Annotated in this window: 23 protein-coding genes and 3 pseudogenes; 22 read left to right on the top strand and 4 right to left on the bottom strand. The window is 65.0% G+C overall.

Features of this window, described 5'->3' with window-relative positions; translation table 11 throughout:
- Positions 1–373 precede the first annotated feature (373 nt).
- Positions 374–1285: pseudogene (gene tnpC, locus DES41_RS30490) on the top strand (IS66 family transposase); the annotation flags it as partial.
- Positions 1286–1343: 58 nt separating this feature from the next.
- Here the strand turns inward: tnpC and DES41_RS39930 are convergent.
- Positions 1344–1514, bottom strand: a pseudogene (locus DES41_RS39930) (helix-turn-helix domain-containing protein); the annotation flags it as partial.
- Positions 1515–2182: 668 nt separating this feature from the next.
- Positions 2183–2485, bottom strand: coding sequence for a putative quinol monooxygenase (locus tag DES41_RS30500; RefSeq protein WP_114471382.1), 303 nt, complete (start codon positions 2483–2485; stop codon positions 2183–2185).
- Between the two features lie 109 nt (positions 2486–2594).
- Here DES41_RS30500 and DES41_RS30505 point away from each other — a divergent pair, with 109 nt between their 5' ends.
- Positions 2595–3557 (top strand): helix-turn-helix domain-containing protein, encoded by a 963-nt coding sequence (locus DES41_RS30505; RefSeq protein ID WP_114471383.1) that lies wholly within the window; start codon positions 2595–2597, stop codon positions 3555–3557.
- Between the two features lie 360 nt (positions 3558–3917).
- Here the strand turns inward: DES41_RS30505 and DES41_RS30510 are convergent, their stop codons facing one another.
- Positions 3918–6215 (bottom strand): copper-transporting P-type ATPase, encoded by a 2298-nt coding sequence (locus tag DES41_RS30510; protein WP_170168325.1) that lies wholly within the window; start codon positions 6213–6215, stop codon positions 3918–3920.
- 671 nt (positions 6216–6886) lie between these two features.
- Here DES41_RS30510 and DES41_RS30515 point away from each other — a divergent pair.
- The 17 genes from DES41_RS30515 (at position 6887) to DES41_RS30590 (ending at position 22344) form a co-directional block, all read left to right on the top strand.
- A complete protein-coding gene (locus DES41_RS30515) occupies positions 6887–7225 on the top strand; it encodes a hypothetical protein (RefSeq protein WP_114471385.1) in 339 nt (112 codons plus the stop codon).
- Complete coding sequence (locus DES41_RS30520; RefSeq protein ID WP_245965929.1) at positions 7222–8625, top strand: TolC family protein; 1404 nt, start codon at positions 7222–7224, stop codon at positions 8623–8625. Before DES41_RS30515 ends, DES41_RS30520 begins: the two co-directional genes overlap by 4 nt.
- Before the next feature lie 10 nt (positions 8626–8635).
- Positions 8636–10009, top strand: coding sequence for a multicopper oxidase family protein (locus tag DES41_RS30525; protein ID WP_114471387.1), 1374 nt, complete (start codon positions 8636–8638; stop codon positions 10007–10009).
- Positions 10010–10025: 16 nt separating this feature from the next.
- Positions 10026–10520, top strand: coding sequence for a cupredoxin domain-containing protein (locus DES41_RS30530; protein ID WP_114471388.1), 495 nt, complete (start codon positions 10026–10028; stop codon positions 10518–10520).
- Positions 10517–10984: a DUF411 domain-containing protein gene (locus DES41_RS30535; RefSeq protein ID WP_114471389.1), complete on the top strand. Its 468-nt coding sequence runs from the start codon at positions 10517–10519 to the stop codon at positions 10982–10984. The genes DES41_RS30530 and DES41_RS30535 overlap by 4 nt, the downstream gene beginning before the upstream one ends.
- Complete coding sequence (locus DES41_RS30540) at positions 10981–11322, top strand: copper-binding protein (protein ID WP_114471390.1); 342 nt, start codon at positions 10981–10983, stop codon at positions 11320–11322. The genes DES41_RS30535 and DES41_RS30540 overlap by 4 nt, the downstream gene beginning before the upstream one ends.
- Before the next feature lie 96 nt (positions 11323–11418).
- Positions 11419–11691, top strand: coding sequence for a metal/formaldehyde-sensitive transcriptional repressor (locus DES41_RS30545; RefSeq protein ID WP_114471391.1), 273 nt, complete (start codon positions 11419–11421; stop codon positions 11689–11691).
- Positions 11688–12668: a CDF family Co(II)/Ni(II) efflux transporter DmeF gene (dmeF, locus tag DES41_RS30550; RefSeq protein WP_114471392.1), complete on the top strand. Its 981-nt coding sequence runs from the start codon at positions 11688–11690 to the stop codon at positions 12666–12668. Before DES41_RS30545 ends, dmeF begins: the two co-directional genes overlap by 4 nt.
- Before the next feature lie 917 nt (positions 12669–13585).
- Positions 13586–13750: a hypothetical protein gene (locus DES41_RS38535; protein WP_170168326.1), complete on the top strand. Its 165-nt coding sequence runs from the start codon at positions 13586–13588 to the stop codon at positions 13748–13750.
- 75 nt (positions 13751–13825) lie between these two features.
- Positions 13826–14437: a site-specific integrase gene (locus tag DES41_RS30555; RefSeq protein WP_245965930.1), complete on the top strand. Its 612-nt coding sequence runs from the start codon at positions 13826–13828 to the stop codon at positions 14435–14437.
- Between the two features lie 49 nt (positions 14438–14486).
- On the top strand, positions 14487–15806 hold the full coding sequence (locus DES41_RS30560) for a DUF1173 family protein (RefSeq protein WP_245965931.1): 1320 nt from the start codon (positions 14487–14489) through the stop codon (positions 15804–15806).
- 381 nt (positions 15807–16187) lie between these two features.
- The gene (locus DES41_RS30565) at positions 16188–17090 is read left to right on the top strand and encodes a TauD/TfdA dioxygenase family protein (protein ID WP_114471393.1); all 903 of its coding nucleotides are present in this window, start codon (positions 16188–16190) and stop codon (positions 17088–17090) included.
- A gap of 3 nt (positions 17091–17093) precedes the next feature.
- Entirely contained in the window at positions 17094–18188 is a 1095-nt protein-coding gene (locus tag DES41_RS30570; RefSeq protein WP_114471394.1) for a glycerol dehydrogenase, read from the top strand.
- Positions 18189–18241: 53 nt separating this feature from the next.
- Positions 18242–19279, top strand: coding sequence for a TRAP transporter substrate-binding protein (locus DES41_RS30575; RefSeq protein WP_114471395.1), 1038 nt, complete (start codon positions 18242–18244; stop codon positions 19277–19279).
- A gap of 17 nt (positions 19280–19296) precedes the next feature.
- On the top strand, positions 19297–19815 hold the full coding sequence (locus tag DES41_RS30580; RefSeq protein WP_114471396.1) for a TRAP transporter small permease subunit: 519 nt from the start codon (positions 19297–19299) through the stop codon (positions 19813–19815).
- Positions 19816–19846: 31 nt separating this feature from the next.
- Positions 19847–21169, top strand: coding sequence for a TRAP transporter large permease (locus DES41_RS30585; protein WP_114471397.1), 1323 nt, complete (start codon positions 19847–19849; stop codon positions 21167–21169).
- Between the two features lie 32 nt (positions 21170–21201).
- Positions 21202–22344 carry an iron-containing alcohol dehydrogenase gene (locus DES41_RS30590; RefSeq protein WP_114471398.1) on the top strand — a complete coding sequence of 381 codons (1143 nt, stop codon included), beginning with the start codon at positions 21202–21204 and terminating at the stop codon, positions 22342–22344.
- Here DES41_RS30590 and DES41_RS39935 read toward each other — a convergent pair.
- Positions 22328–22927 (bottom strand): transposase family protein, encoded by a 600-nt coding sequence (locus tag DES41_RS39935; RefSeq protein ID WP_425466406.1) that lies wholly within the window; start codon positions 22925–22927, stop codon positions 22328–22330. The genes DES41_RS30590 and DES41_RS39935 overlap by 17 nt on opposite strands.
- A gap of 323 nt (positions 22928–23250) precedes the next feature.
- On the opposite strand from DES41_RS39935, the pseudogene DES41_RS30605 reads away from it, so the two are divergent.
- The 3 genes and pseudogenes from DES41_RS30605 to DES41_RS30615 all read left to right on the top strand — a co-directional run.
- Positions 23251–24075, top strand: a pseudogene (locus tag DES41_RS30605) (IS110 family RNA-guided transposase); the annotation flags it as partial.
- A gap of 108 nt (positions 24076–24183) precedes the next feature.
- Positions 24184–24714: a helix-turn-helix domain-containing protein gene (locus DES41_RS30610; protein ID WP_114471400.1), complete on the top strand. Its 531-nt coding sequence runs from the start codon at positions 24184–24186 to the stop codon at positions 24712–24714.
- A 2-nt stretch (positions 24715–24716) separates the two neighbouring features.
- The coding region (locus DES41_RS30615; protein WP_245965935.1) for an IS3 family transposase at positions 24717–25378 on the top strand (662 nt) is incomplete at its 3' end.

Raw genomic sequence — 25378 nt, forward strand, 5'->3', positions numbered from 1 at the left:
GCGCGTTTCCGCCTCCACCATGCGACGACAAGCCTCAATCTGCGAAGCGAGGCGCTGCGAATCCCCCGACGCAACGGCAGCACCCAGCTCAGCACGCACCGGTGCCAGCTCGGATCGATCGATCTCTGCGATCGACGTCAGCAGCTCCGTCGCCTCGACAGTCAAAGCAGCCCAGGCCTTGGCCTGCTTGACTGCGTTGGCAACTTGGACCTGCAGACTGTCCAACAGCATGCTGCGCCGCTGCGGGCTTTCCTGCGCCAGGATGCTTGTGAGCCGCTCCTCGAATGCCTCGACTTCCCGCGCCTCTCGCGCATGCTGACGCAGAAGCTCCAGATGCCGAGCCAACGAGCTGACCCGTCCATCGACGACGTCGTCTACGCTGGCGCAGTGGGTCGGCGAGTGCGGGGCGCAGTTGCAGCCGCTGGTCAACGCGCTGGCGGAGGAGTTGCGCCGCCATGCGGTGCTGCACGCCGACGAGACGCCGGTGTCCATGCTCAAGCCCAAGCACCTGAGCGACGGCAAGACGCACAAGGCCTACATCTGGTCGTACTGCACCACGAGCTTCAACGCGACGAAGGCCGTGGTCTTCCAATTCGCCGAAGGCCGCAGCGGCGAGAACGTTCAGCAGTTCCTGCAGCTCGACACTCCGCAAGCCTGGCAGGGCACGCTGGTCACCGATGGCTTCAGCGGCTACACCGCCACGACGACCAAGGGCGTGACGTCGGCGCAATGCATGGCGCACGCGCGCCGCAAGTTCAACGACCTGTGGGCCAACCACCGCAGCGAGGTCGGCCGCCAAGCGCTGCGCTACTTCCAGGTGCTGTTCAGGATCGAGCGCGAGATCGAAGATCTGCCTGGCGATGAGCGAAGGCAGATGCGGCAGCGCAAGTCACGTCGGGTGTTGGCCGCCTTGCATCGCTGGTTGCTCAGACAGCGGCAGCTGGTGCCGCCGGGCTCGGCCACGATGAAGGCCATCGACTACAGCTTGAAGCGCTGGACGCAACTCACGCGCTTCGTGCAGGACGGCGACGTGCCGATCTCCAACAACTGGGTGGAGAACCAGATCCGGCCCATTGCCATCGGCCGCTCGAACTGGCTGTTCGCCGGCAGCCTGCGCGCGGGCCAGCGGGCGGCGGCAATCATGAGCCTGCTGCACTCGGCGCGCATCAACGGGCATGAGCCCTACGCGTACATCAAGAACGTGTTGGAGCGGCTGCCCACGCACCCGGCCAGCCGCATTGACGAGTTGCTGCCGCATCGCTGGACGCCTGCTGCATCCGCGTAGCAGCGCGCCAGATCAAGGGATTGCAAATCCGTCCAGGTGAGTTGGCCGGACGGATACAGCCGTACGCGGCGTCGGCAGCTGTGTTGCGCCCCAACTCGCGGCTGATGGTCGATGGCGCACGCCTCAGCAGGCGGGCTATCGCCCGTACACCGCATTTGCGCTGGAGCATGCTCGCAATCGTCATGCGGTCTTCGGGCTGGAGATGGTCGTATCGGATGGCGGGCTTCATGTGAACACCTTACTTCAAGGGGTGTTGCACTTCAGATTTGAGGCCGCCATCAGATTTGCGGACGAACCGCGGCCGGCATCGTGGTTCACCGTTTCCGGCCCCTCTCGCCCAGCGTCTGACTAGGGCAAACATAGTTGGTCGAGGTTGAAGAGCCCAAGTCCATGATTTTGCAGCGCGTCGCGTGCGATGCAAAGTTCGTCGGAGTGGTGCTCACACCGGCGGTCACCCTACGCTCAAAAATAAAGCTCGTCGAGATCATCCACGGCCGCAACGAACGCTGCGCAACCCGTGATGAAGCAGTGAACCGCCCTGGGGCGGTTCACTGTGCTGGCAAGCTGCAGCTGACTGCATTGCGCCCTGAGCCGACATCCACGGCCCTGAATCCGGCGCCACGAAGCGGTCGGGCCGGTACGCCGGCCCCCCGTGGAGGGCTCACACGGATAGACGGTACTCAGGGCGACAGAGGCGCAGCGCGCGGCTAGAGACCTTGCAGGCCAGCCGCCCGCTCCCAGAGGCGGTGTACGGCCGGGACTACTTCGTCGCAGCCACCGCCGACGAGAGCCGTTCAATCGGGATCGGTTTGAAGGAACGGCCCACGAGGACAGGACCTCTTCATCCCGATCATTCAAGCCATACGCAGCTTCACACTTGCCGCCGCGGTTAGCTCGTCAGCCAGGCAACTTGGCCGCCAGCAGATCGATCTTCTCGATGTTCGGCGGTGTACTAAGCAAGGCGCCCGCGTTCGCCATCAACGCGGCGGCGATCGGTCCGTGCAGGTGAGCCTCGCGGCCGGCCTCGTCCGCAAAAGCGTCAAAGACGCCGAACGTCGATGGGCCGAACTTCAATGCGAACCAGGCGGTGGTGCCCGACTCGGCGTTGGCGAGCGGCAACGCGCCTCGCAGAAAGTCGGCAACGGCAGCTTCCTGGCCAGGCTTGGCTTCGAGGCGGACGAACAGGGCGAACTTGGTCATGGAGCGATCCTCTGGTTGAACGGGTGACAGCGTTGGCGAGTGCGAAGTCTCGGGCGCGGCGGCAGTTTCCGCGAGTGGCAGAAATGCCAACATTGATATCATTTCTGCCATGAAACTACACCTTGTTGTTCTCGATGGCGTGTTCGACCTGGGTCTTGCTGCACTCATGGACACACTGAGCACGGCCAATGAATTGGCGGGCTCGCTCGCACAGGCGCCGCCGCCCATCGACGTCACGGTGGTCGGCGTTCGGCGTCGCGTTCGCACCGCGCACGGTCTGACGGTACCGGTCGTGCCAGTGCACCGCGTGCAAAACCCTGACGTTGTTCTGGTGCCCGCGCTCGGCGCCAAGATGCCAGACGCGCTCGCCGCGCGTCTCGCGCATGCGGACGTGGCCGATGCGGTCGTCGCGTTGCAGCAATGGTCAAGCGCCGGCGCGGCCACTGGCGCCGCCTGCACCGGCACCTTCTTGCTGGCGGAGAGCGCGCTGCTAGATGGCCAGCGCGCCACAACTTCGTGGTGGCTGGCGCCAATGTTTCGGCAGCGCTATCCGCACGTGGCGCTCGACGACTCCCGCATGCTTGTGAATTCGGCCGGCTTCACCACGGCCGGCGCCGCCTTGGCTCATCTCGACCTGGCGTTGAGCGTCGTGCGCAGCCGTAGCCCGGCGCTGGCGGCTCTGGCGGCGCGATACCTGCTGGTAGAGGCCCGCGGCTCGCAAGCCGAGTTCGTGATCCCCGATCACCTGGCCCATGCCGACCCGGTGGTCGAGCGCTTTGAGGGCTGGGCCAGGCAGCAACTCGCGCACGGGTTCTGTCTCGCCGATGCGGCCGTCGCAGCGGGCGCGAGTGAACGCACCTTGGCGAGGCGCGTGCAAAGCGTGTTGGGCAAGACACCCCTCTCGTACTTCCAGGATCTGCGCGTCGAGCGTGCGGTGCATCTGCTGCGAACCGGCAGCGAGAGCGTCGACCAAATTGCCGCTCAGATCGGCTACTCCGACGGTGTGACCCTCCGCGCCTTGTTGCGACGCAAGCTGGGCCGCGGCGTGAGGGAGTTGCGCGCACGTGCCTGATCGGCGCCGCGTGGTGCAGGTCGATGAAGTGGCCGAATGCTGCCGGTACTGAACGTCTGCAGATGGCCGTCTGCCGCCTGCCGTGGCTGGCGGCTACGCGCCCGTTGCAGTCTGCTGCGTTGCGTGCTTGAACGTCAGGTCTGTAGTAGTCAGCTGCCGTTCGCATGCGTGTCGGTCCGATGCCAGGCACGTCCAGCAGAGAGCCGATCCCACCTGTACACCGCGCCGCGGTGAAGGATTGGGCAAAGGAGCGGATTGGCCTTCCGTGGCAGGGGCCACGGCGCGGCTACTTTACTGAAGCGTCACTGTCCGCGCGCTGCGCAAACGATGTGCGCTCCAGTTCTTTACGCTTATCAGCGTTCAGTCCAGCTTGAGCCCTCGCAGGCGCAGCGCATTGGCAATAACGCTCACCGATGACAGCGCCATGGCGGCAGCAGCGACAACCGGCGACAGCAAGAGCCCGAAGAACGGGTACAGCACGCCCGCCGCGAGCGGTATTCCCGCGACGTTGTAGGCGAACGAAAGCACCAGGTTCTGGCGGATGTTGCGCATCGTTGCGCGCGACAGCGTTCGCGCACGAACAATACCCATGAGGTCACCCTTCAGGAGGGTCACGCCGGCACTTTCCATCGCAACATCCGTCCCGGTGCCCATGGCGATGCCCACGGTCGCCTGGGCCAGGGCAGGCGCATCGTTGACGCCGTCGCCGGCCATCGCGACCGTGCGACCTTCGCCCTGCAGCCGCTTCACGACGGCCGCCTTGTCTTCGGGGAGAACGTCCGCGACCACTTCGTCAATGCCGAGCTGCTGGCCGACGGCCTGGGCGGTCGTCTTGCCGTCACCGGTCAACATGACCACGCGCATCCCGATGGCTTTGAGTTCCTCTAGCGCCTGCTGCGTGGTCTGCTTGATGGGATCGGCAATGGCAACGAAGCCCGCCAGTTGACCATTGATGGCGACGAAGATCACAGTGGCGGCGTTGCGCCTGTGCTGTTCGGCAATGCCTTCGAGCGCCGATGCATCCACACCGGATTCAGCAAGGAACTTCAAGCTGCCGGAGATGACCGCCGTACCCGCCACGGTGCCAACGACGCCTTTCCCCACTGGCGAGTCGAAGTCCGAGACAGGGGACAGTTCAAGCTTGCGCTCCTGCGCGTCGGCAACGATGGCCAGGGCCAGGGGATGCTCGCTTGCCCGCTCCACGCTGGCGAGCTTCCGGAGCACATCCTGCGGCGTGAAGCCTTGCGCCGCTTCGATGTGAACGACCTTAGGGCGGCCCTCGGTCAACGTCCCGGTCTTGTCGATCACAAGGGTGTCGACCTTTTCCATTTTCTCCAGCGCTTCGGCGTCACGGATCAGCATGCCGAGCTGCGCCCCCTTGCCCACGCCGACCATGATGGACATGGGCGTGGCCAGTCCAAGCGCGCAGGGGCACGCGATGATGAGCACGGCAACCGAGGTCACAAGCGCATAGCTGAAGGCCGGCGACGGCCCCCAGACGAGCCAGACCATGAAGGTCGCCAGTGCCACGAGCATTACCACTGGCACGAACCAGCCGGCGACCTGGTCGGCCATGCGCTGGATCGGTGCCCTGCTGCGCTGGGCCGCCGCCACCATGTGGACGATCTGCGACAGCAAGGTGTCGGCCCCGACCTTCTCCGCCCGCATCACGAAGCCGCCGGTCTGGTTCATCGTTCCCGCCGTGACCTTCGATCCGACGGACTTGGCAACCGGCACCGGTTCGCCGGTCACCATTGATTCGTCGACGTTGCCCTTGCCCTCGGTCAGCTCGCCATCGACCGGTACCTTCTCGCCTGGCCGCACGCGCAGAAGGTCGCCGACCTGAATGGCATCAACCTGGACTGTTGCGTCCGCACCGTTGGCGTCCACCTTCACCGCGGTCTTGGGGGCCAGGTGCAACAAGGCCTTGATGGCCCCGGACGTTTTCTCCCGCGCACGCAGTTCCAGCACTTGCCCGAGCAGGACGAGCACGGTGATGACTGCCGCTGCCTCGAAGTAGACGGCAACGGCCCCGTTGTCGCTTCTCAGCGCCTGGGGAAACAGTTGAGGCATCAGCGTTGCGACGATGCTGTAGAGCCATGCCGCGCCGGTGCCGAGCGCGATGAGCGTGAACATGTTGAGGCTTCGGTTCTTGATCGAAGCTGCCCCCCGGGCGAAGAACGGCCAGCCGGCCCACAGCACCACTGGTGTTGCCAGCAGCAGTTGCACCCAGTTGGAGGTTTGCTGCGCAATCAGGTGATGGATGTTGAAGACATGGCCGCCCATCTCCAGCGCGAAGACAGGGGCGGTCAGGACGGCGCCGATCCACAGGCGGCGCCGCATGTCCGTCAGCTCCGGGCTTTCACCTTGATCCTCCGTGGCAAGCAGCGGCTCCAATGCCATGCCGCAGATGGGGCAGGTGCCAGGGCCGATCTGGCGCACTTGCGGATGCATGGGACAGGTGTACTCGGCCTGGCCGGGTGAACTGGCACGTGGCTGGGGCGCACCATCCCCCGGGGCGGCAGGGTGGTGGTGATGACCCGCATGACCGTGCTGGCACTGCGCACTATGTGCGCCCTGGCCCGGACCGTCGTTGTGTCCGCTCGATGCGGGATGAGGCGCCTGGTGGCCGGCGGGGTGGTGGTGTTCGTTTGGCATGTCGGACTCTCCGGTTGACCAGTCTCACGATTGACACCGTTGGAAGGTCAAGGGCTTCACACGCAGGTTCTGCGATACGCGTGCGCCTTGTCGTGTTGACCTTGTCACAGTGGGAAGGTCTAGGATGGCTAAAATTTAATGGCTAGCCCGGCATTGTTCTGCCGCGCGCGCTCTACGTGAAACTGCTTCGCATCTGGCTTCTTGTGCTGCTCGCTGTATCGCTACCCATCAGGGGTGCGATGGCTGCAGCCATGGTCTGTCCGCCGGCAAGCGGCATGCCAGCCAAGCACGCTAGCGAGCACCACGCGGATCACGGCCACGGCGACCAGGTCCACGACCAGGCCGACCATTCGCACCACGATGAGAAGACAGCTGACCATTCCCATGCGTCGGGCCCCGACAAGTGCAACATGTGCTCGGCCTCGTGTTCGACACCTCCAGTGCCCAGCGCTGCAGCCGGGCTGGGTACGCCGGTCGAACTGAGTACGGCCGGTTTTCCCCACCTCTTCGCTCCTGCGCCGACGTTCCAGTCGGACGGCCAGGACCGACCCCCACGAACCATCTGACCCTTTGAGGCCTCCGCTGGAGGCCCGATGGGGCTCGTGCGTCCGCTTCGCGCAGGCATGAGCGTCTGCTGGCACCTCGCCAGCTTTCTCACATGGTTTTGAACAATGAACAAGCTCGCTCACGGCTTGGCACCTGCGCTGGTGCTGTGCCTGCCGCTTGGTGTGCTGGCCCAGTCCGCCAGTAGCCAAGCAGAAGATTCCAACGCGCCTTCCCCGGCGCTGCGCTACCAGTCCGCTTTCTCCGACTACAAGCCCTGGCAGGACATCAAGCCGGGCAACTGGCGGCACCTGAACGATGCGCTGGTGGCCACGCCTGCGGGCAAGGCCGGCGGTCACGCCGGCCATGCGATGCCATCGGCATCGGGTGGACCAGCCGCGCCGGCTCCGGTCACTCCCTCGGCCACGCCCCATGGTGGCCACTCCATGCACGGAGGCAAGCCATGATGCGGCTCACAGCGGCGGCCCTCGCCACACTGGTGCTGGCAGGTTGCGCCTCGTTCTCGCCCGATGGCGGCATGGACCGGGTGTCGGAGCTGGCCAAGGAACGCACAGGCCAGGCAATCGTGCCGCAGCGCACGACGCAAGACATCGACCAGGCACGCACCCGCGTGGCCGAACTCTTGAAGCAACCCCTGACGCCCGACGCAGCCGTCGAGCTGGCGTTGCTGAACAACCGAGGCTTGCAGGCAAGCTTCAGCCAGCTCGGCATCGCGGAGGCCGACCTTGTCCAGGCTGGCCGCCTGCGCAATCCTGTGTTCGGGTTCGGCCGCATGGCACTTGGTGGTGGCGCAGCGGAGATCGAGCGCTCGGTGATGTTCGACGTGCTGGGCTTGCTCACCATGCCGGCGGCGACCCGGATCCAGCAGCGCAACTTCGAGCAAGTGCAGTATGCCGCGGCGTCCGAAGCCGTCGGTGTCGCGGCCGACACGCGGCGTGCCTATTTCGGCGCGGTGGCGGCACAGGAGATGGTCAAGTACCTGCGGCAGGTCAAGGACGCGGCTGACGCTTCCAATGAGCTGGCCAAGCGCATGCTGCGCGCAGGCAACTTCAACAAGCTGGCTCAGATGCGCGAGCAGGCGTTCTATGCCGACGCGACCGCGGGGTTGGCGCGCGCCGAGCAGCAGGCCGTGGCCGAACGCGAGCGACTCACGCGCTTGCTGGGGCTGTCCGGCGACCAACTCGACTTCGTCCTGCCCGAGCGCCTGCCCGAACTGCCGAAGTCGCCCACCACGCCGCAGAACGCAGAGCAGGTCGCCATCGCCAAGCGCCTGGACGTGCTGATGGCCAGGCGTGCAACCGAGGCCACGGCGCAATCGCTCGGACTGACCAACGCCACGCGCTTCATCAATGGCCTGGAGGTGGGCTACCAGAACAAGAGCGAGACCGGCGAGCGCCGGCAGAACGGCTTTGAAATCGAACTGCCGATTCCCTTGTTCGACTTTGGCTCCGCGCGGTCCGCGCGCGCGGAGGCGACCTACATGCAGTCCGTGCACCGCACGGCTGCGGTGGCCGTGAATGCGCGGTCGGAAGTGCGCGAGTCCTACGCTGCCTATCGCACCGCGTACGACCTTGCCAAGCACTACCGCGACGAGGTGGTTCCGCTGCGCAAGCGCATTTCCGAGGAGAACCTGCTGCGCTACAACGGCATGCTCATCGGTGTGTTCGAACTGCTGGCCGATGCGCGCGAGCAGGTCAGAGGGGTCACGGACTACGTCCAGGCGCTGCGCGATTTCTGGGTCGCGGAGACCAGCCTGCAGACAGCGCTCACCGGGCGTTCGCCAGGCGTCGGCTCCGGCCCTTCCGCAGCGCCCTCTGCAGCACCCGAACAGTCCGCCGGCCACTGAAAGAGCAACCATGTCCAACCGTAGAAACTTCTTCAAGACGGCAGGTGCCGTCGCTCTGGGTGCCACGGCGGTCAGCCGCGTGGGCGCCGCGTCCCTGCCCGAGGCGGTCTACCAGACCTCGCCCGCCATGCAACCGCTGCTCATGCCCAGCACGGGTCGGCCCTACAACCCGGTCGCCACGCTGAACGGCTGGAGCCTTCCCTGGCGCATGCACAACGGCGTCAAGGAGTTCCACCTGGTCGCCGAACCCGTGGTGCGCGAATTCGCCCCCGGCATGAAGGCCAACCTGTGGGGCTACAACGGCTCCAGCCCCGGGCCGACCATCGAGGCCGTCGAGGGCGACCGGGTGCGCATCTTCGTCACCAACAAGCTGCCCGAACACACCACGGTGCACTGGCACGGCGTCATGCTGCCCTCGGGCATGGACGGCGTCGGCGGTCTCACGCAGCCGCACATCCCGGTGGGCAAGACCTTCGTCTACGAGTTCACCCTGCTGCGCGCCGGCACCCACATGTACCACCCGCATGCCGACGAGATGACCCAGATGGCCATGGGCATGATGGGCATGTTCATCATCCACCCGAAGGACCCGCGGCAGATGCGTGTGGACCGCGACTTCGTGTTCCTGCTTGCGTCCTACGACATCGAGCCCGGCGCGGCCACGCCGAAGACGGCCGAGATGACCGACTTCAACCTGTGGACCTGGAACAGCCGCGTGTTCCCGGGCATCGACTCGCTCGTGTGCCGCACGGGCGACCGGGTGCGCGTGCGCGTCGGCAACCTCACCATGACCAACCACCCGATCCACATGCACGGGCCGCATTTCGTGGTGACGGGAACGGACGGCGGCTGGGTGCCGCCTTCAGCGCGCTGGCCGGAGGTGACCACCGACATCGCCGTGGGGCAGATGCGCGCCTTCGAATTCGATGCCGTTGCGGGCGACTGGGCCATCCATTGCCACAAGTCGCATCACACCATGAATGCGATGGGCCACGACGTGCCCAACATGATCGGCGTGGACCACAAGGGCGTGGCGGAGCGCATCACCAAGCTGGTGCCCGACTACATGGTCATGGGCGACAAGGGCATGGCGGACATGGGCTCGATGGAGATGCCGCTGCCGGACAACACGCTGCCCATGATGACCGGTACCGGGCCGTTCGGCCCCATCGAGATGGGCGGCATGTTCAGCGTGGTGAAGGTGCGTGATGACGTGCGGCCGGGCGACTACAAGGAGCCGGCGCCGTACAAGCATCCCCAGGGCGCCGTCTCCTACGAGTTCACAGGGCAGCTCGAGCAGGCGCCGCGTGCCCAGGCGCCCAAGGCCGACCAGAACACCATGACCGTGCGCAAGCCCTCGGGCGCCGGCCACTCCAGCCATTGACCACAAGGACCTCCAGATGAAAACCAGAATCGCCATCTTCAGTCTCACCGCACTGCTGGCCAGCGCCGGTGCCTTCGCGCACGGCAACGAAGATCATGCGGCCAAGCCACGCAAGTTCGACGCCTCGAAGGTGGAAGACACTGCCTTCGGCCGCGAGGGCGACCCCGCGAAGGCGGTGCGCACCATCCAGGTCGACATGGCCGACACGATGCGCTTCACGCCGGCCAACCTCACCATCAAGCGTGGCGAAACCGTGAAGATCGTCGCCACCAACAAGGGGCGGGTGCTGCACGAGATGGTCATCGGCACGCCCGAGGAACTCAAGAAGCACGCCGAACAGATGAAGAAGTTCCCCGAGATGGAACACGAAGAGGCCTACATGGCCCACGTCAAACCGGGCAAGACCGGCGAGATCGTGTGGCAGTTCACGAAGGCCGGCGAGTTCGAGTTCGCCTGCCTGATTCCGGGCCACTTCGAAGCCGGCATGGTCGGCAAGGTCACGGTCAAGTGAAGCGGCGGGCCGTTCTCTCGGCCGCAGCGGCCAGCGCTGCTGCGCTGGCCCTGCCGAGCTGGTCGCAGGGGCCGCTGCCGGCGGTGGCGGTCTACAAGAGCCCGACCTGCGGATGCTGCGGCGACTGGGTCGACCACCTGAAAGCCGCCGGCTTCGCCGTGAAGGTCATCGAGGTGGACGACACCTCGGCCGCGCGCAAGCGCCTTGGCATGCCGGCTGAGTTCGGCAGTTGTCACACGGGGCTCGTCGGTGGCTACGTGGTCGAGGGGCACGTGCCAGCCAAGGAAATCAAGAAGCTGCTGAACACCCGGCCGAGCGCCATCGGCCTGGCGGTGCCGGGCATGCCTGTCGGCTCGCCCGGCATGGAGGTCGGCACCCAGCAGGACGCCTACGACGTGCTGCTCATCGACACACAGGGCCGCAAGTCGGTCTTCGCCCACTATCCAAAGGCTGGAATCTCATGAAATTCACACACATCCTGGCGGCCCTAGCCGCAACTGCTGCGGTCGCTGGTGCACATGCGCAATCGGCACCGCCTGCGGGCGCCGAGCATGCGACCCACCAAGCGACGACGAGCGCACCCCAGGTGGATGCCGAGGTCCGAAAGATCGACGCGGAGCAGGGCAAGGTGACGCTGCGCCATGGCCCGATCCCAAACCTGGACATGCCGAACATGACCATGGTCTTCCGGGTCACCGAACCCAAGATGCTGGAGGCCATCAAGGAGGGCGACAAAGTGAAGTTCACCGCCGACAAGATCAACGGCGCCTTCACCGTGACGTCAATACAGGTGGCCAACTGACGGCCCCGCGCGCCGGTTCGCCGGCGCAGCGGCAGGCGCGCACATCGCCCGTCTGGTCTAATATAGTCCCCCACACTATATTTTTCGGGTGGCTTCGTGGCGCATACCGTTCTGCAAAAGGGAAAGATCATTGCGCGCGTCAGGCGGATCAAGGGCCAGATGGAGGGCATCGAGCGCGCGCTTGAAACCGGTGCGGCCTGCGGTGAAGTGCTTCGTCAGCTTGCTTCTGCACGCGGGGCCATGAATGGTTTGACGGCCGAGCTGATGGAGGATCACCTGCAGGAGCACGTGGTGCATGCCAAGTCCGAACAGGAACGCCAAAGCGGTGGCCAGGAGATGGTCGACGTGATCCGGACCTACCTGAAATGACGGCCTTCGAGAACCCCGCGGTGCGTTTGCAAGCCCCCCACGACCACCAGTTCCTCGGGGCAGACCATCACCGCAACGAGCGGCGGGTCTGGCTGGTCATCGCGCTGACGGCCAGCATGATGCTGGTCGAAATCGTCGCCGGGACTGTGTATGGCTCCATGGCGTTGGTGGCCGACGGATGGCACATGTCGACGCATGCCGGAGCGATGCTCATCACTGCGTTGGCCTACGGATATGCGCGGCGCAACTCGAACAATCCGCGCTTCGCGTTCGGCACAGGCAAGCTGGGCGACCTCGCGGGGTTTGCAAGCGCTGTTGTCCTGGCACTCATCGCCCTGCTGATTGGCTACGAAAGCTTCATTCGGCTCGTGAACCCGATTCCCATCAGCTTCGGGCAGGCCATCGCCGTGGCTGTCGTTGGGCTCCTAGTGAACCTGGTTTCTGCGTGGCTGCTCAAGGACGATCACGCTCATCACTATGGCCACGGGCACCAGCACGACCATGGCCATCAGTACACTCACGGCGGCCACGAGCAAGGCCAGGACAACAACCTGAGGGCCGCCTATGTCCACGTTCTTGCCGACGCGTTGACATCCGTGCTTGCCATCGTTGCACTGCTTCTCGGGCGCGGCTATGGCTGGTTGTGGGCTGACCCATTGATGGGTGTTGTCGGCGCGGTGGTCATTGCGCGTTGGTCCTGGGGGCTCATCCAGGACGCTGGCAGCGTGTTGCTGGACGCCCCACAAGAAGCGGGCGAGGTTCGTCAAGAGATCGAGGAGGCCCTTGCAACCACAGGTGACGCGATTTGCGACCTCCACGTGTGGCAGGTCGGGCCTGGACGCCTGGCCGCCATCGTCTCGATCATTTCCGCGAACCCTCGCGGTATCAACGACTACAAGGAGTTGCTGGCACCCATCCACGAGCTCGTGCACGTCACGGTGGAGGTAGCTCAAGCAACGGATGGCGGTACTGACTAGTTTCTGCCTGTGCGTCCAACAAAGACGCGAACTGGCGAAGTCGAAGGCTTTCTCCAATGTCGCGGATGTGTCAACACAGGGGCGCGTCTTGAGAGCTTCAGATACAACCTCGGCATCTATCCAAACCGTGTGAACTACCGCCCGTCGAGGTTGGGGGGCTGCGCTCGTTCCAGTCTGACGCTGAGCGCCCCCAACGACCGCTGCCAAGATAAGCCGCCGTTCGGCTGATGTATTTGATCGACCGCTGGTGGCCGTTGGCGTGCATTCGCCAATCGTGTGCCAGTGAGAACTCCAGCCCTTCCAAGAGCAGTCAACCAGAGAACCTGAACCTAGAATCTGGCCCCCTCATCACGCCCACTTGTCCCTCCCCGCTGTGGACAACATTTGGGAGAAAACTGCGGGTATATCGCCCGAGATCGTTGTAGGGCGCGGGCTGCAGCGGAATGCCCAACGAAAGGGCACTGTTCGTTCACCGAGACCACCCCGGTCCGCGCACCCTCTCGCATGGCAAATAAAAGCGCCCTGCCCCAGCGCGCGCCCCAAACCCCATACTGACCATGCTCCCGTGGACATCGCGTCCACCAAGCCTTCATCGGCCGTCTCGGCGGCCCTGAAGTCCAGTTCGCTGGCGTCGCAGTCGTTACCTGCCTCGTAGCCGCCGGCCCTGTGCCGGTGGGCCATCGTCTGATGACCTGTTGACGTCGTTGGCCCTGTGCCGATGCCGACCGCATGCTGCGGCAGCCCACGCTGCCTGGCATCGAGCGAAGGCCTGTGTCTGCGGATGCAGGCCTTCACCTTGCCGTCGCGGATGCCCGCGCCAGCCAATTGCCGCTCCGGCTTGCCTGGAGCTTTCCCAACCGGGGACCTTGTCCCCGCCGGGGATGGGCGTTCCCTTTTGCCACGCGAAGGAGAACCCCATGTCCACTGCCTCTTTGTCCCAGTCGTCGCGCCGCGTCCCCTACCTGCTCGGGGGCACCTCGGCACATGCCGCTACGGCGATGCCGCGCCATGCACTGCCGGCACTGTTCCTGCCGCTGCCGCGCGCCGCCATCCTGGCTGCCATGGAACGCGGAACGCGCTGATCGGTTACGACCGCACCTGGGACACCATGTCCTGGGGCGCATCGTCCCTTCCAAGGAGATCGCCATGCCGGTTTCGTGCGGCGCCTGCGCCTGCACCGCGATGCGGTGCTGGGGGCGCTCGATGCGCTGGCACCGCCCAACGAGGGCGCGGCGCGGACCATCGCCATCCTGTCGGATGCCGAGATCGCACTCGGCGCGCAACGCATCCGGGCGCGCAGCCGCCATCCGCTGGAGGATGTGGCGCTGTACTACATGCTGTTCGCCACGGCCGCACGGCCGCTGGAGATCGCGCGGCTGCAGGTGCGCGACTACCTGGCGGCCGATGGCATGGTGCGAACCAGCTCCGAACTGCGCCCGGAGGTCACGATCACAGGCCGGGCGCGGCCTTTGCTGTTCGCCAGCGCACGGCTGCGCGAGGCGCTGGACGTGTGCCTGGACGCGCGTGTCGCCAGCGGCCAGGGTCTGGGCCGTCAGGACGCCTACCGGGGCCTGGATCCGGACAGCCGTCTGTTCCTGTCCTCCACTGGCACCGGATTCACGATTACGCCCTACGGCGAGCCCGGCCAACACCGTTTCGAGTGCCGTGCCATCTGGCACCACTACCGCACGCTATTCCGCCACGCCGAGCAGAAGCAGGTGACGGCGCTGACGGCGCGACACACCGTCGCCGCACGCCTGTACGCCTGAGGAGCCGACGAAGGTCAGATTGGCCTGTTGTTCGGCATCGGCGAACTGCGTGGCGTGCGCGAACAGTTCCCGCGCCGACTGCCCAGCCTCGACGAGCTGGTGCGCGACCTGGTCTGACGCCGTGGAGACCACCGCCCTGCCCTGCGACCTGGACGCACTGGGCGATGCCCAGCAGTTCGCGCTGTATGGCCGCACCTGGTCGCTGAACGACCCTGAATTCCAGCATGCGCTGGCGCGTGCACACCAGACCGGCGACCGGCCGCGCTGCCTGTGCACGCCGGCCGGTCTGGACATGTACGTCGCGCGCCACCAGCGCTACCGTGTCAAGCGATTGCCGGACAGCGGCCCGCAGCACCATCCGACTTGCCCCTCTTATGAGCCGGATGGCGCCTGCTCCGGCCTCGGCCCGCTGGTCGGCGACGCGGTGCGCGATGCAGGGTCGGACCGGGTGGAGCTGCGCGTGGATTTCCCGTGGGTGCGGCTGCAGGGGCGCGCCGTGCCGCCAGGCCCGCCGGGCGAGCGTGGCGAAGTCGCCAACCCACGCGCCCGTATGTCGCTACGCGCCGTGCTGCACTACCTGTTCGAGCGCGCCGGCTTCAACCGTTGGACGCCTGCCATGGCGGGCAAGCGGCACCAAGGCGTGCTGCACAAGTACCTGATGGAGGTGGCCGCCGGCATTGCCGTCAAGGGCGTGCCGTTGGCCGATCGCCTGTACGTGCCGGAACGCTTCGACGAACGGCGGATGGCCGAGGTCGCTGTGCGGCGCAGCGAGAAGCTGGCCATCACGCACCCGCAGGACGGTTGTGCGCCCATGGCATTGATGGTGGGCGACTTCAAATGCTGTGAGCCAGGCGACCTGGCGCGTCGGCTGTGGATCCGGCACATGCCCGACCTGCCGCTGTTGCTGGCACCGCAGGGTTGGCAGCGTCTGGTGCGCGTCCATCGGCCGCTGCTGGAAGCACACGATGCTGATGGCGGGCGTCGGCTGCGCCTGGTGGTGGCAGCCCTGGTGCGAGCACATCGATCCCTCGGGTTTGAGATCGACACGGCGTGTCTGATGCTGACCAGCCGGGATTGGATCCCGCTTGAAGGTCTGTCCGAATTGACGTTGGTCGAAGCACTGGTGGCTCAGCAGCGCCGCTTCTTCAAGCCGTTGCGTTACGACGCGCCGACTGCGGCATTGTTTGCAAATGCGCTGCTGCTGGATGCTGGACCTCGCCCTGTCGCGCTGCACCTGCTGAGTGCCTTCATGCCGGCGCCGGATCGCGTTGCCAAGGAACACCTTGTGCAAGCGGACACTGGATCAGCGTGGGTCTGGTCGGTAGAGCAGTCGATGCCTCAGTTTCCGCTGCCGGCAGCCCTTCGCTAACCAACCAAGCAACAGTTTCCGGACACCTCGTTCAACTACAGGCTGGGCAGGGGAAAGGATTTAAGAGTTGCGCAAGCGATGCGACCGCCGGTCCGCACCGAGCTGCGTCTTTCCGAGCGGTCTTCCCCAGCATGCAGCTAGCCGCGCCTCGCTGGCAAGTTATGCGCGCCATCGAATTGGAGGCCATCTCATCAACGTGATGCATTCGTTCATGGCTCGTCCCGCTCAGTCTGTCGAACGTCTTCAGAAGCCGGAACGATTGACGCGTACGAAGTCGTCCAGCGATCTAGGGTTAGCCCTATATCGTACTGGCATGCCAGCCATGTTCCAATTAAGTTCCACGCAGCAATACGTTGCAAACTCGAAGAGAGCACAAGGACCATGGCACTGAGCATCTACCCCATTGCATCCGACTTCGCGGCCGAAATCGGCGACGTTGACCTGTCGCGGCCACTGTCGCTAGAAGACCGCGAGGCCATCAAGCAGGCGTTCTGGAAGTACGCGGTACTGATCTTTCCGCAACAGACGATGACGCAGCAGCAACACGTCGACTTCGCGACCATCTTCGGCCCGCTGGAAACCACCATCCAGAAGCACCGCACCGACGAGGCATTGCGCATACGCGAGGACATCGCCGACGTGTCCAACCTGGACGCCAACAACCAGGTCTGGGGAGAGACCAGTCGTCAGCGCATGTTCCAACTGGGCAACAGGCTGTGGCACACCGACAGCACGTTCCGCAAAGTCCCCGCCAAGGCTTCACTGCTCTACGGTCGCACGGTGGCGCCCATCGGAGGCCACACCGAGTTCGCCGACATGCGCGCCGCTTACGACGCACTGCCGGCGGCGATGAAGAACCGCATCGACAAGCTGATCGTGGAGCACTCGATCTTCACTTCGCGCGCCAAACTGGGATTCACTGCGTTCTCGGACGAGGAGCACGCCGCGCTGCCGCCAGTACCTCAGGTCCTGGTGCGCACGATTCCCGAGAACGACCGAAGGTCGCTCTACCTGGCATCGCATGCCGGCCGCGTGTTTGGCCTGCCCGACGCCGAGGCCGCCGAGCTTCTGGAGATGCTCACGGCACACGCCACCCAGCGGCAGTTTGTCTACACCCACCGCTGGCGCCAGCACGATCTGCTGATCTGGGACAACCGCTGCACCATGCACCGGGGCACGGAATTCGACGACCTGCGCTGGAAGCGCGACATGCAGCGCGCCACTGTCTCGGAACCCGCCAACTCGTGCGAGATGGCCGGTGTGACCGTCCCGGTCGCCGCCTGAGCGATGGGCGACATCCTTCGCATCCTCGGCGCGCCAGCACTGTATGTCCAAGGGCCGAACGCGTCCATGCGGCTCGGCGACATCGCTGCGGGACTCGGACGAAACGTGCTGCTCGTCTCGGACGCCGTGGTCGAGCGCCTGTTCGCGCCGCGCGTGCGGCAGAGCATCGAAGCCAGCGGGCTCGCGTTCTCGTCCGTCTCGTTCACTGGCGACCTCACGCCGGCCAGTGTGGAACGCATGGCCAGCGCCCAGCGGGCGTGGCAGCCGGACGTGGTGATCGCCGCAGGTGGCGGCAAGGGTGTGGACGCGGGCAAGGCCGTGGCATGCGCCCTCGGCACGCGGCTCATCACCTTGCCGACAGCGCCCTCGAACGACGGCCCCACCAGCCGCGTCTTCCTGCTCTACGACGATCACCATCGGTTGCTCAGCGTCGAGAAGCTATCCCGCAACCCGGATGCCGTCGTGGTCGACACCACCATCCTTGCCGCAGCGCCGGTCGATCTGCTCGTCTCGGGCATCGGTGACGCGATCGTCAAACGCTACGAAGCAGCGCAATCCATCGGCGCGGGCGGCCTCAACCTGTTCGGCGGCCAGGCGACGCTGCTTGCGGCGAAGCTGGCGCAGACCTGCGATGAAGTCGTTCGCCAGCATGCCGTGGCGGGTCTGGCTGCAGCGCGCGCCGGGCGGCCCGACACATCGTTTGAACACCTGGTCGAGGCTTGCATCCTGCTGGCGGGCATCGGCTTCGAGGGCACTGGTTTGTCGGTGGCACATTCGATGACGCGCGGCCTGACGGCGGTGCCCGAAACGGCAGGCGCCCTGCACGGCCGCCAGGTGGCCTATGCGCTGCTCGTTCAGTTCGTACTCGAGCAGCGCTCCAACGCCTTCCTGGCAGAACAGTTCGCCTTCTATCGCGCCGTGGGCCTGCCCACGAGTCTGCACGAACTCGGCCTTGCCAAACCCGCGACGCAGCAGCTGTCGACGATTGCCGCGCTCACTCTCGATGCCCCGCACATTCGCAACTTCGAACGCCGGCTCACGCATGGCGATCTGGTGGAAGCGATGGCGCGCCTCGAGCAACTCGGCGTCGCAGCCTGAATCCCGCGCTTTCTCCCCGCCCTGCCATCCAACCTGGAACACATGAGATACCTATGAATCCGTTCAACAACGTTCGCGCTCTCGTCTCATCCTGTCTCGCCGCTGCGTCCTTCGCGACGCCACATTTCAGCGCGCAGGCCGCCGACATCACCTGGCGCCTGCAGAGCGTCGCCGGTGCCGGAACGACCGAATACAGGAATCTCGTCGAGCGTTTCGCCAAAGAAGTCAACCAACGCACCAACGGTCGTGTCGAAGTCAAGACCTTTCCCGCCGGCATGCTGATGAGCAGCGCGAATGTCGTCGATGCGGTGAGCAAGGGCACGCTCGATGTTGGCCACACCTATCTTGTCTATTTCAGTGGCAAGGAGCCCGCACTCAAGGCGGTGAACGAGTGGCCGGCCGAAGTCAATCCGCTTCAGGGCTACAACTGGTTCTACGAGGGCGGCGGCGCGGAGTTGATGCGCAAGATCGTGGCGCGCCACAACATGCACTTCCTCGGTGTCTCGCCGCTGCTCGGCGAGCAGATCTGGTCGAAGAAGCCGATCAAGGGTGTCGACGATCTGAAGGGCGTCAAGGTGCGCGCGGCGGGTCTGGCCGCCGATGGCTTCGCAAGGCTCGGCGCTTCCGTCGTCGCGTTGCCCGGCGAGGAGGTGTACACCGCACTGCAGCGCGGTGTGGTCGATGCCGTCGAGTTCACGACGATGCCTGTGAACTACGGCCTCGGCTTGCAAGAGGTGGCGAAGTTCGTCTCGGTGCCGTCGTACTCAGGCGGGGGGACATCCGACTGGGTCGTGAGCCAGGCCGCGTGGAACAAGGTACCCGCCGATCTGAAGCCCAAGATCGAAGAGGCCCTGAAAGTCGCCAGCATGGACTACAACGCCTCGGCGGTGGCCGAAGAGAAAGAGCTGATGGTCAAGCTCGAGAAGAGCGGTGTCACGCTCGTCAAATGGCCCGATAGCGAGATGCGCAAGATGGAGAACGCGCGCCTGGCTGTCATGAAGGACAAGTACGCCGTCGAATCCAAGGACTACGCCGAGAAGCTGGACTCCCAGCTGAAGTTCCTTGGGAAGCTCGGCTACCGCGCGAACTGACGTTGCCAGACTCTCCCATGCGGCAACTATGCGACGCGATTGATCGCCTCAACGAAGGGGCGGGACGACTGGCGGCTCTGCTGATCCTGCCCAGCCTGCTGATCACGATGATCGAGGTGGTAGCACGGTATGCCTTCGACAGCCCGACGGTCTGGGTCAACGAATCCGTGCAGATCCTGTTCGGCTTCTACTTCCTGCTCGGGGGCGGATACACGCTGCTGCACGGCGGGCACGTGCGGGTCGACCTGATGCTGCTCGGCCTGACGCCGCGCGCGCGCCGTCGGGCCGAAGTGGTTGGTCTGGTGGTCACGATTTTCTATCTCGCCGTGCTGTTGTGGTTCACCGGCGAGCAGGCGCTCGACGCCATCACGAGCCGCGAGCGCGCGGAGAGTCCGTGGGCGCCCTACATCTTCCCCGTGCTCACTGCCGCGCCGGTGGCCGCCGCGCTCATGGTGCTGCAGGCGGTATCGCTGATCTTGCGCGCCTACGTCGATCCGGCACACCGGGCCCAGCCTGACGGCGACGTCCCCGGCTGACTTTTGTTTTCTACAGGGTAGGTATCAATCAATGGGTGTTGAACTCCTCACGGTCGTCCTGTTCGGATCGCTGTTCGCGCTGATCTTCCTGGGCGTTCCACTGGCCTTCGCGCTCGGCAGCGTGGCGGTGGTGGTGGGCTATTTCGAATGGGGGCCGATGGCGCTGCACCTGCTAGCGGGCCATGTGAAGAGCGCCACCTTCAACTACACGCTGGTCTCGATCCCGTTCTTCATGTTCATGGCCGGCATCCTCAACAAGGCGGGCGTGGCCAACGACCTTTACCACGCCATCCATGTGCTGTTCGGCCCGCTGCGCGGCGGCCTTGCGGTCGGCACCGTTCTGGCTTGCACCATCATTGCGGCCATGAGCGGCGTAAGTGCGGTGGGCGTGCTGGCCATGGGTTCGCTCGCGCTGCCGGCAATGCTGGCGCGCGGCTACGACAAGCACATGTCGATGGGCACCATCCTCGCGGGCGGAGCGCTCGGGCAACTGATCCCACCCTCGGTACTGGGTATCGTCTACAGCGGCCTGGCCAATCTCTCGGTCGGCCAGGTCTTCCTTTCAGGCCTGATGCCCGGCCTGTTGCTTGCATCGCTTTTCATCGCCTACGTGCTGATCAAGTGCTGGATCAACCCGGCAGCAGGCCCCGCGATGCCCGCCGAGGAGCGAGCGCTCGTCACCGGTCGCGCGCGTATCACAAGCCTGCTGGGGATCGTACCCGTCGGCCTGCTGGTCCTGGCTGTGCTGGGGGCCATGTTCACCGGCATCGCGGGCCCCACGGAAGCAGCCGCCGTCGGCGCCATCGGCAGCATGGTCATCGGCTTCGCGCGCCGCAGTCTACGCTGGGCCGATATCGCAGACGCAGCCCGCGAAACCCTGAAGTCAACTTCGATGGTGATCTGGATTGCCATTGCCTCGCTTGTCTTCGTATCGGTCTACGCCGGCATCGGAGGCGACAAGCTGGTGCGCAGCATGCTCCTCGGCATGGACCTCTCGCCCTGGGTGGTGATGACGATCATGATGGTCATCCTGTTCCTGCTTGGGATGGTGATGGACCCGATCGGAATCATCTTCCTGACCACGCCGATCTTCCTGCCCATTGTGGTAGCACTTGGATTCGATCCCCTCTGGTATGGCGGCATGCTGATCATCAATCTGGAGATGTCCTACCTCACGCCGCCGTTTGGCTACAACCTGTTCTACCTGAAGTCGGTGGCGCCCAAGGGCATCACGATGAAGGACATCTACAAGTCGACGCCGCCCTTCATCGCGCTGCAGGGACTCGGCTTGCTGATCTGCGCTGCTGCGCCACAGATCATCACTTGGCTGCCCACCTACGTGCTGGGTCGGTAGGTTCCCATTCCCCTTTCAACAGAGGCTTCCACATGGTTTTTCCGATCAACTACATCACGTCGGTGCAATTCGGCTTCGGTGCGATTGCCACATTGGCGCAGGAGTGCGAGCGCATTGGCATCCAGCGCCCGCTGGTCGTCACCGACGCCGGCGTTCGCGCAGTTGGCCTGCTCGATCGCGTGCTCGCACACCTGGCCGATGCCAGTGCCGTCGCGGTCTTCGAGCAAACGCCTTCCAATCCGAACGAAGCGGCGGTTCGCGCCGCCGTCGCACTCTTTCACGCGCAGCGCTGCGATGGCGTGATCGCGGTGGGTGGTGGCTCTTCGATCGATCTGGCTAAGGGCGTTGCGGTGTGCGGTACGCATGAAGGGCCGCTGAAGAACTTTGCGTTGATCGAAGGTGGACTCGCCAGAATCACCGCCGCAACTGCACCGGTGATCGCGATTCCGACCACGGCTGGCACCGGCAGCGAAGTGGGCCGCGGCGCGGTGCTGATCCTCGACGACGGCCGAAAGGTGGGCGTGATCTCGGCGCATCTGGTGCCAAAGGTGGCGATCTGCGATCCGGAACTGACGCTCGACTTGCCGGCCAGACTGACCGCTGCAACCGGCATGGACGCGATCGCCCACTGCATCGAGACCTTCATGTCCCCGGCCTTCAACCCGCCTGCGGACGGCATCGCGCTGGACGGACTGTGGCGCGCATGGGCGCATATCGAGCGCGCCACACGCGAGCCGCACGACCGCGAAGCACGCCTGCAAATGATGTCCGCATCGATGCAGGGCGCCATGGCGTTCCAGAAAGGCCTCGGGTGCGTGCACAGCCTCAGCCATTCGCTCGGCGGCCTCGATCCGACCCTGCACCACGGCATGCTGAATGCCGTTTTCCTGCCCGCTGTCATCGAGTTCAACGAGTCGGCGACCACGGTGAGGAACGAAAACAAGCTCGCCCGCTTGGCGCACGCGATGGACCTGGCCGACCCGGCCTCCGTCGGCGACGCCATCGCCGCGATGAACCGTCGTCTTGGTCTGGCCACAAGCTTGCGCAACATGGGCGTCAGCGAAGCCAGCTTCCCACGCATTGTCGAAGGCGCGCTGCAGGACCATTCGCACAAGACAAATCCGCGTCTCGCCGATGCGAGTGACTATGCGCGGATGCTCAGTCGTTCTCTGTGACCAGTCGACAGCTAGCGTTCGCAACGATCGTCAGCCTTGGTGTTGCCAGGGGCTCTACGTCGTTTTCCTTGGCGCTTGGTCCAGCACCCGCCGAACCACACGGCGGGTGTTGCGCGGGTTGGCGGGAGCGAATGGTGAAGTGTTCAGGTCCGTGAGCTGGACAATGCGCAGGTAGGCGATGCCGATGAAGGTCACTGCGTTTCTGAATCTCCGGGCAGCGCGCTCTGCCAACTATCGGAAGCCGTTCATGGCTTCCACGAAGGCGTTGCTGCGGTGCTCGAACATGCCGTGCACTACGGTCTCGCAATGCCCGCTCAGCCAATACACCAGGCGCTTGAAGGCGTCCAGCCGGCTGCGCCGGGTCCAACTCCTCGCACAGCGACATGACCAGCGCCCCGAACAGCGTCGTGAAGCCGCTGCCCTCGCGTGCCCATGGCACGGTCAACTGACCGGTCTTACCACACGCCGTGCAGCCCACGCGTGAGATCGATGCGTGCAGCCAGGCCCTGTCCAGGAACAAGTCTGGATGGCGCCAGGACCGTCGTACCCGCTCGTGCACCACCTGGCCCTGCGCGCCGCACACCTCAGGCCGCAGCCGGGCAGGCCATTCGCCCAGTAGTGTTGATCATCTCGAAATCGATAGGCAGCTTCGCCGTGTTCAGCTCGACCTTGTCTACCTTCCACGGATCAGGACAGCATCGCAACCGCTCCAGCCGTCTGTCGCTGATCTCGGGGCGCAGCGTTGAGAGGGGCTACTGATGTGCACAGCGCGCGCCGGACCGCCGACGCGCCTGTGCCCCAAAGCGAATACGAAGGGACTTCCCCAATCCCACCACGGTGTCCAGGCACCAAGATCGACTTGCGGAAGTTCAATCTGAAACGGAAAAGGGGAAGTCCAAGACGGAGATTACACGGGCGCCGGTGGCGCGGGTAGGGGTCGATCTGTCCAAGCGGGTTTACCAAGTGCATGCGGTCGATGCCCAGGGGCGCTGCGTGCTGGCCAAGGCGATGGCACCGGATCGGTTCTTCGCCTGGTGCGCCGGGTTGCCGCAGGGTTGTGTCGTGGCGATGGAAACCTGCGGTGGCGCCCATCACGTGGCCCGCCGCCTGCGCCTGCTGGGCCTGGACGCGCGGCTGATCGCCGGCCACCTCGTCACGCCCTACCGCATGGCCGGCAAGAGTGGCAAGAACGACGCCAACGATGCCGCCGCCATCTGCGAGGCCGCGGGCCGCCCGCACATGCGCTTCGTGCCGGTCAAGACGGCCGAGCAGCAGGGCCAACTGGCCGTGCACCGGCTGCGCGAGGGTTTCAAGGAAGAGCGCACGGCGCTGATCAACCGCATCCGCGGCCTGCTGGCCGAGTTCGGGCTGGTGTTCGCGCAGGGGCCGGATGCCTTGCGCCTGGTGCTGGCCAGCGTGATCGAGGACGCCGGCAACGAGATCCCCGGCGTGGCGCGGCTGGCGCTGCAGCGTGCCCATCTGCACTGGATCGACATCGATCTGCAGATCGCCTGGTGCGACGAGCGCATCGCCACCCATGTGCGCGCGGATGCGCGGGCCACCAAGGCCGCGGCCCTGCTGGGCATCGGCCCGACCACGGCGTCGGCGCTGGTCGCGAGCGTGGGCGAGTTCGGCCAGTTCACCAACGCGCGCCAGTTCGGCGCCTGGCTCGGCCTGGTGCCCAGCCAGAACTCCACCGGGGGCAAGGCCAGGCTCGGAGGCATCACCAAAGTAACCGTCCGGCCAACCCACATTGAATTGCCGTAGCCGACCCTGGATGCTTGTGTCCACGAACAAATGATCTGACCCCCGAAACCTGGACGAACTCGAGGGTTCGAAGTGACCAGGTACACAGAGAAGCAGAAGCTTGCGGCCGTCTTGGCCTACAGGAAGGGCGCCGGCGGCTTGCGTGCCACCGCCAGCGCGCACGACGTCGGCGTTGATTCGCTGAGGGCGTGGATCGCCGCGTACGAGGCCAACGGGAAAGCTGGCCTGGTGGCGAAGAGGCGCACCATCTACGATCTCGACTTCAAGCTCGAGGTTCTGCGCCGAATGCAGGATGAGAGTCTGTCGTGCAGGCAGGTTGCGGCCCTCTTCAACATCCGGCGACTCGACATGGTGGCGGAGTGGAGCCGGCTGTACGTCGCTCATGGGGCGGCGGCGTTGCAGCCTGGCTGGAAGTGGGAACAGAAGAGGATGAGTAAGCCGCCGAGCAGGCGCGATGACCGCGATGCGGTGACGAACGACCAACGCGGCCGCGAGGAGTTGCTGCGCGATCTCCAGCAACTGCGCGCGGAGAACGCTTACCTAAAAAAAGTGCAGGCCTTAGCTCGAACCAAGTCACGCTCGGCGCCCGTGAAAGGACGTTGATCGTGCTCGAGTTGAGGCCGCACTTCCCTCTCGGCGATCTGCTGCGCGCCGCCGAACTGGCGCGCAGCAGCTTCTACTACCAGCTGAAGGCCCTCGGCACAGGTGACAGGCACTGCGACCTGAAGGCGAAGATCCGCGAGATCTTCGACCGCCACAAGGGTCGGTATGGCTATCGACGGGTCACTGCCGAACTGCGCCAGCAAGGACTCGTCGTCAACCACAAGACAGTCCAGAAGCTGATGGTGGAGATGCAGCTCAAGTCGCTGGTCCGCCCCAAACGCTACAAGGCCTACGACGGCGCTGCTTCCGAGAAGGCCCCAGACCGCTTGGAGCGCGACTTCACGGCTGATGAGCCCAACCAGAAGTGGGTGACCGACGTGACCGAGTTCAAGGTCAACAACCAGAAGCTGTACCTGTCGCCGGTGATGGACCTCTACAACCGGGAGATCGTGTCGTATGAGATTGCAGAACGTCCGCTCCCGATCATGATCAAGAACATGCTCACCAAGGCATTCAAGCGGCTCGATTCGGGCGAGAAACCGATCCTGCATTCGGACCAAGGATGGCAGGGTGGATTCAACCGGTCGACGCAACACCGGGTTACGCGGCGGATTTTAGGTAGTCGTTCAGCGCCTCCGTGGGAGTCCTCCAGTCCAACGTTTTG

It is taken from the genome of Pseudorhodoferax soli (assembly GCF_003337555.1).
GTDB classification, from domain to species: Bacteria; Pseudomonadota; Gammaproteobacteria; order Burkholderiales; family Burkholderiaceae_C; genus Pseudorhodoferax; species Pseudorhodoferax soli.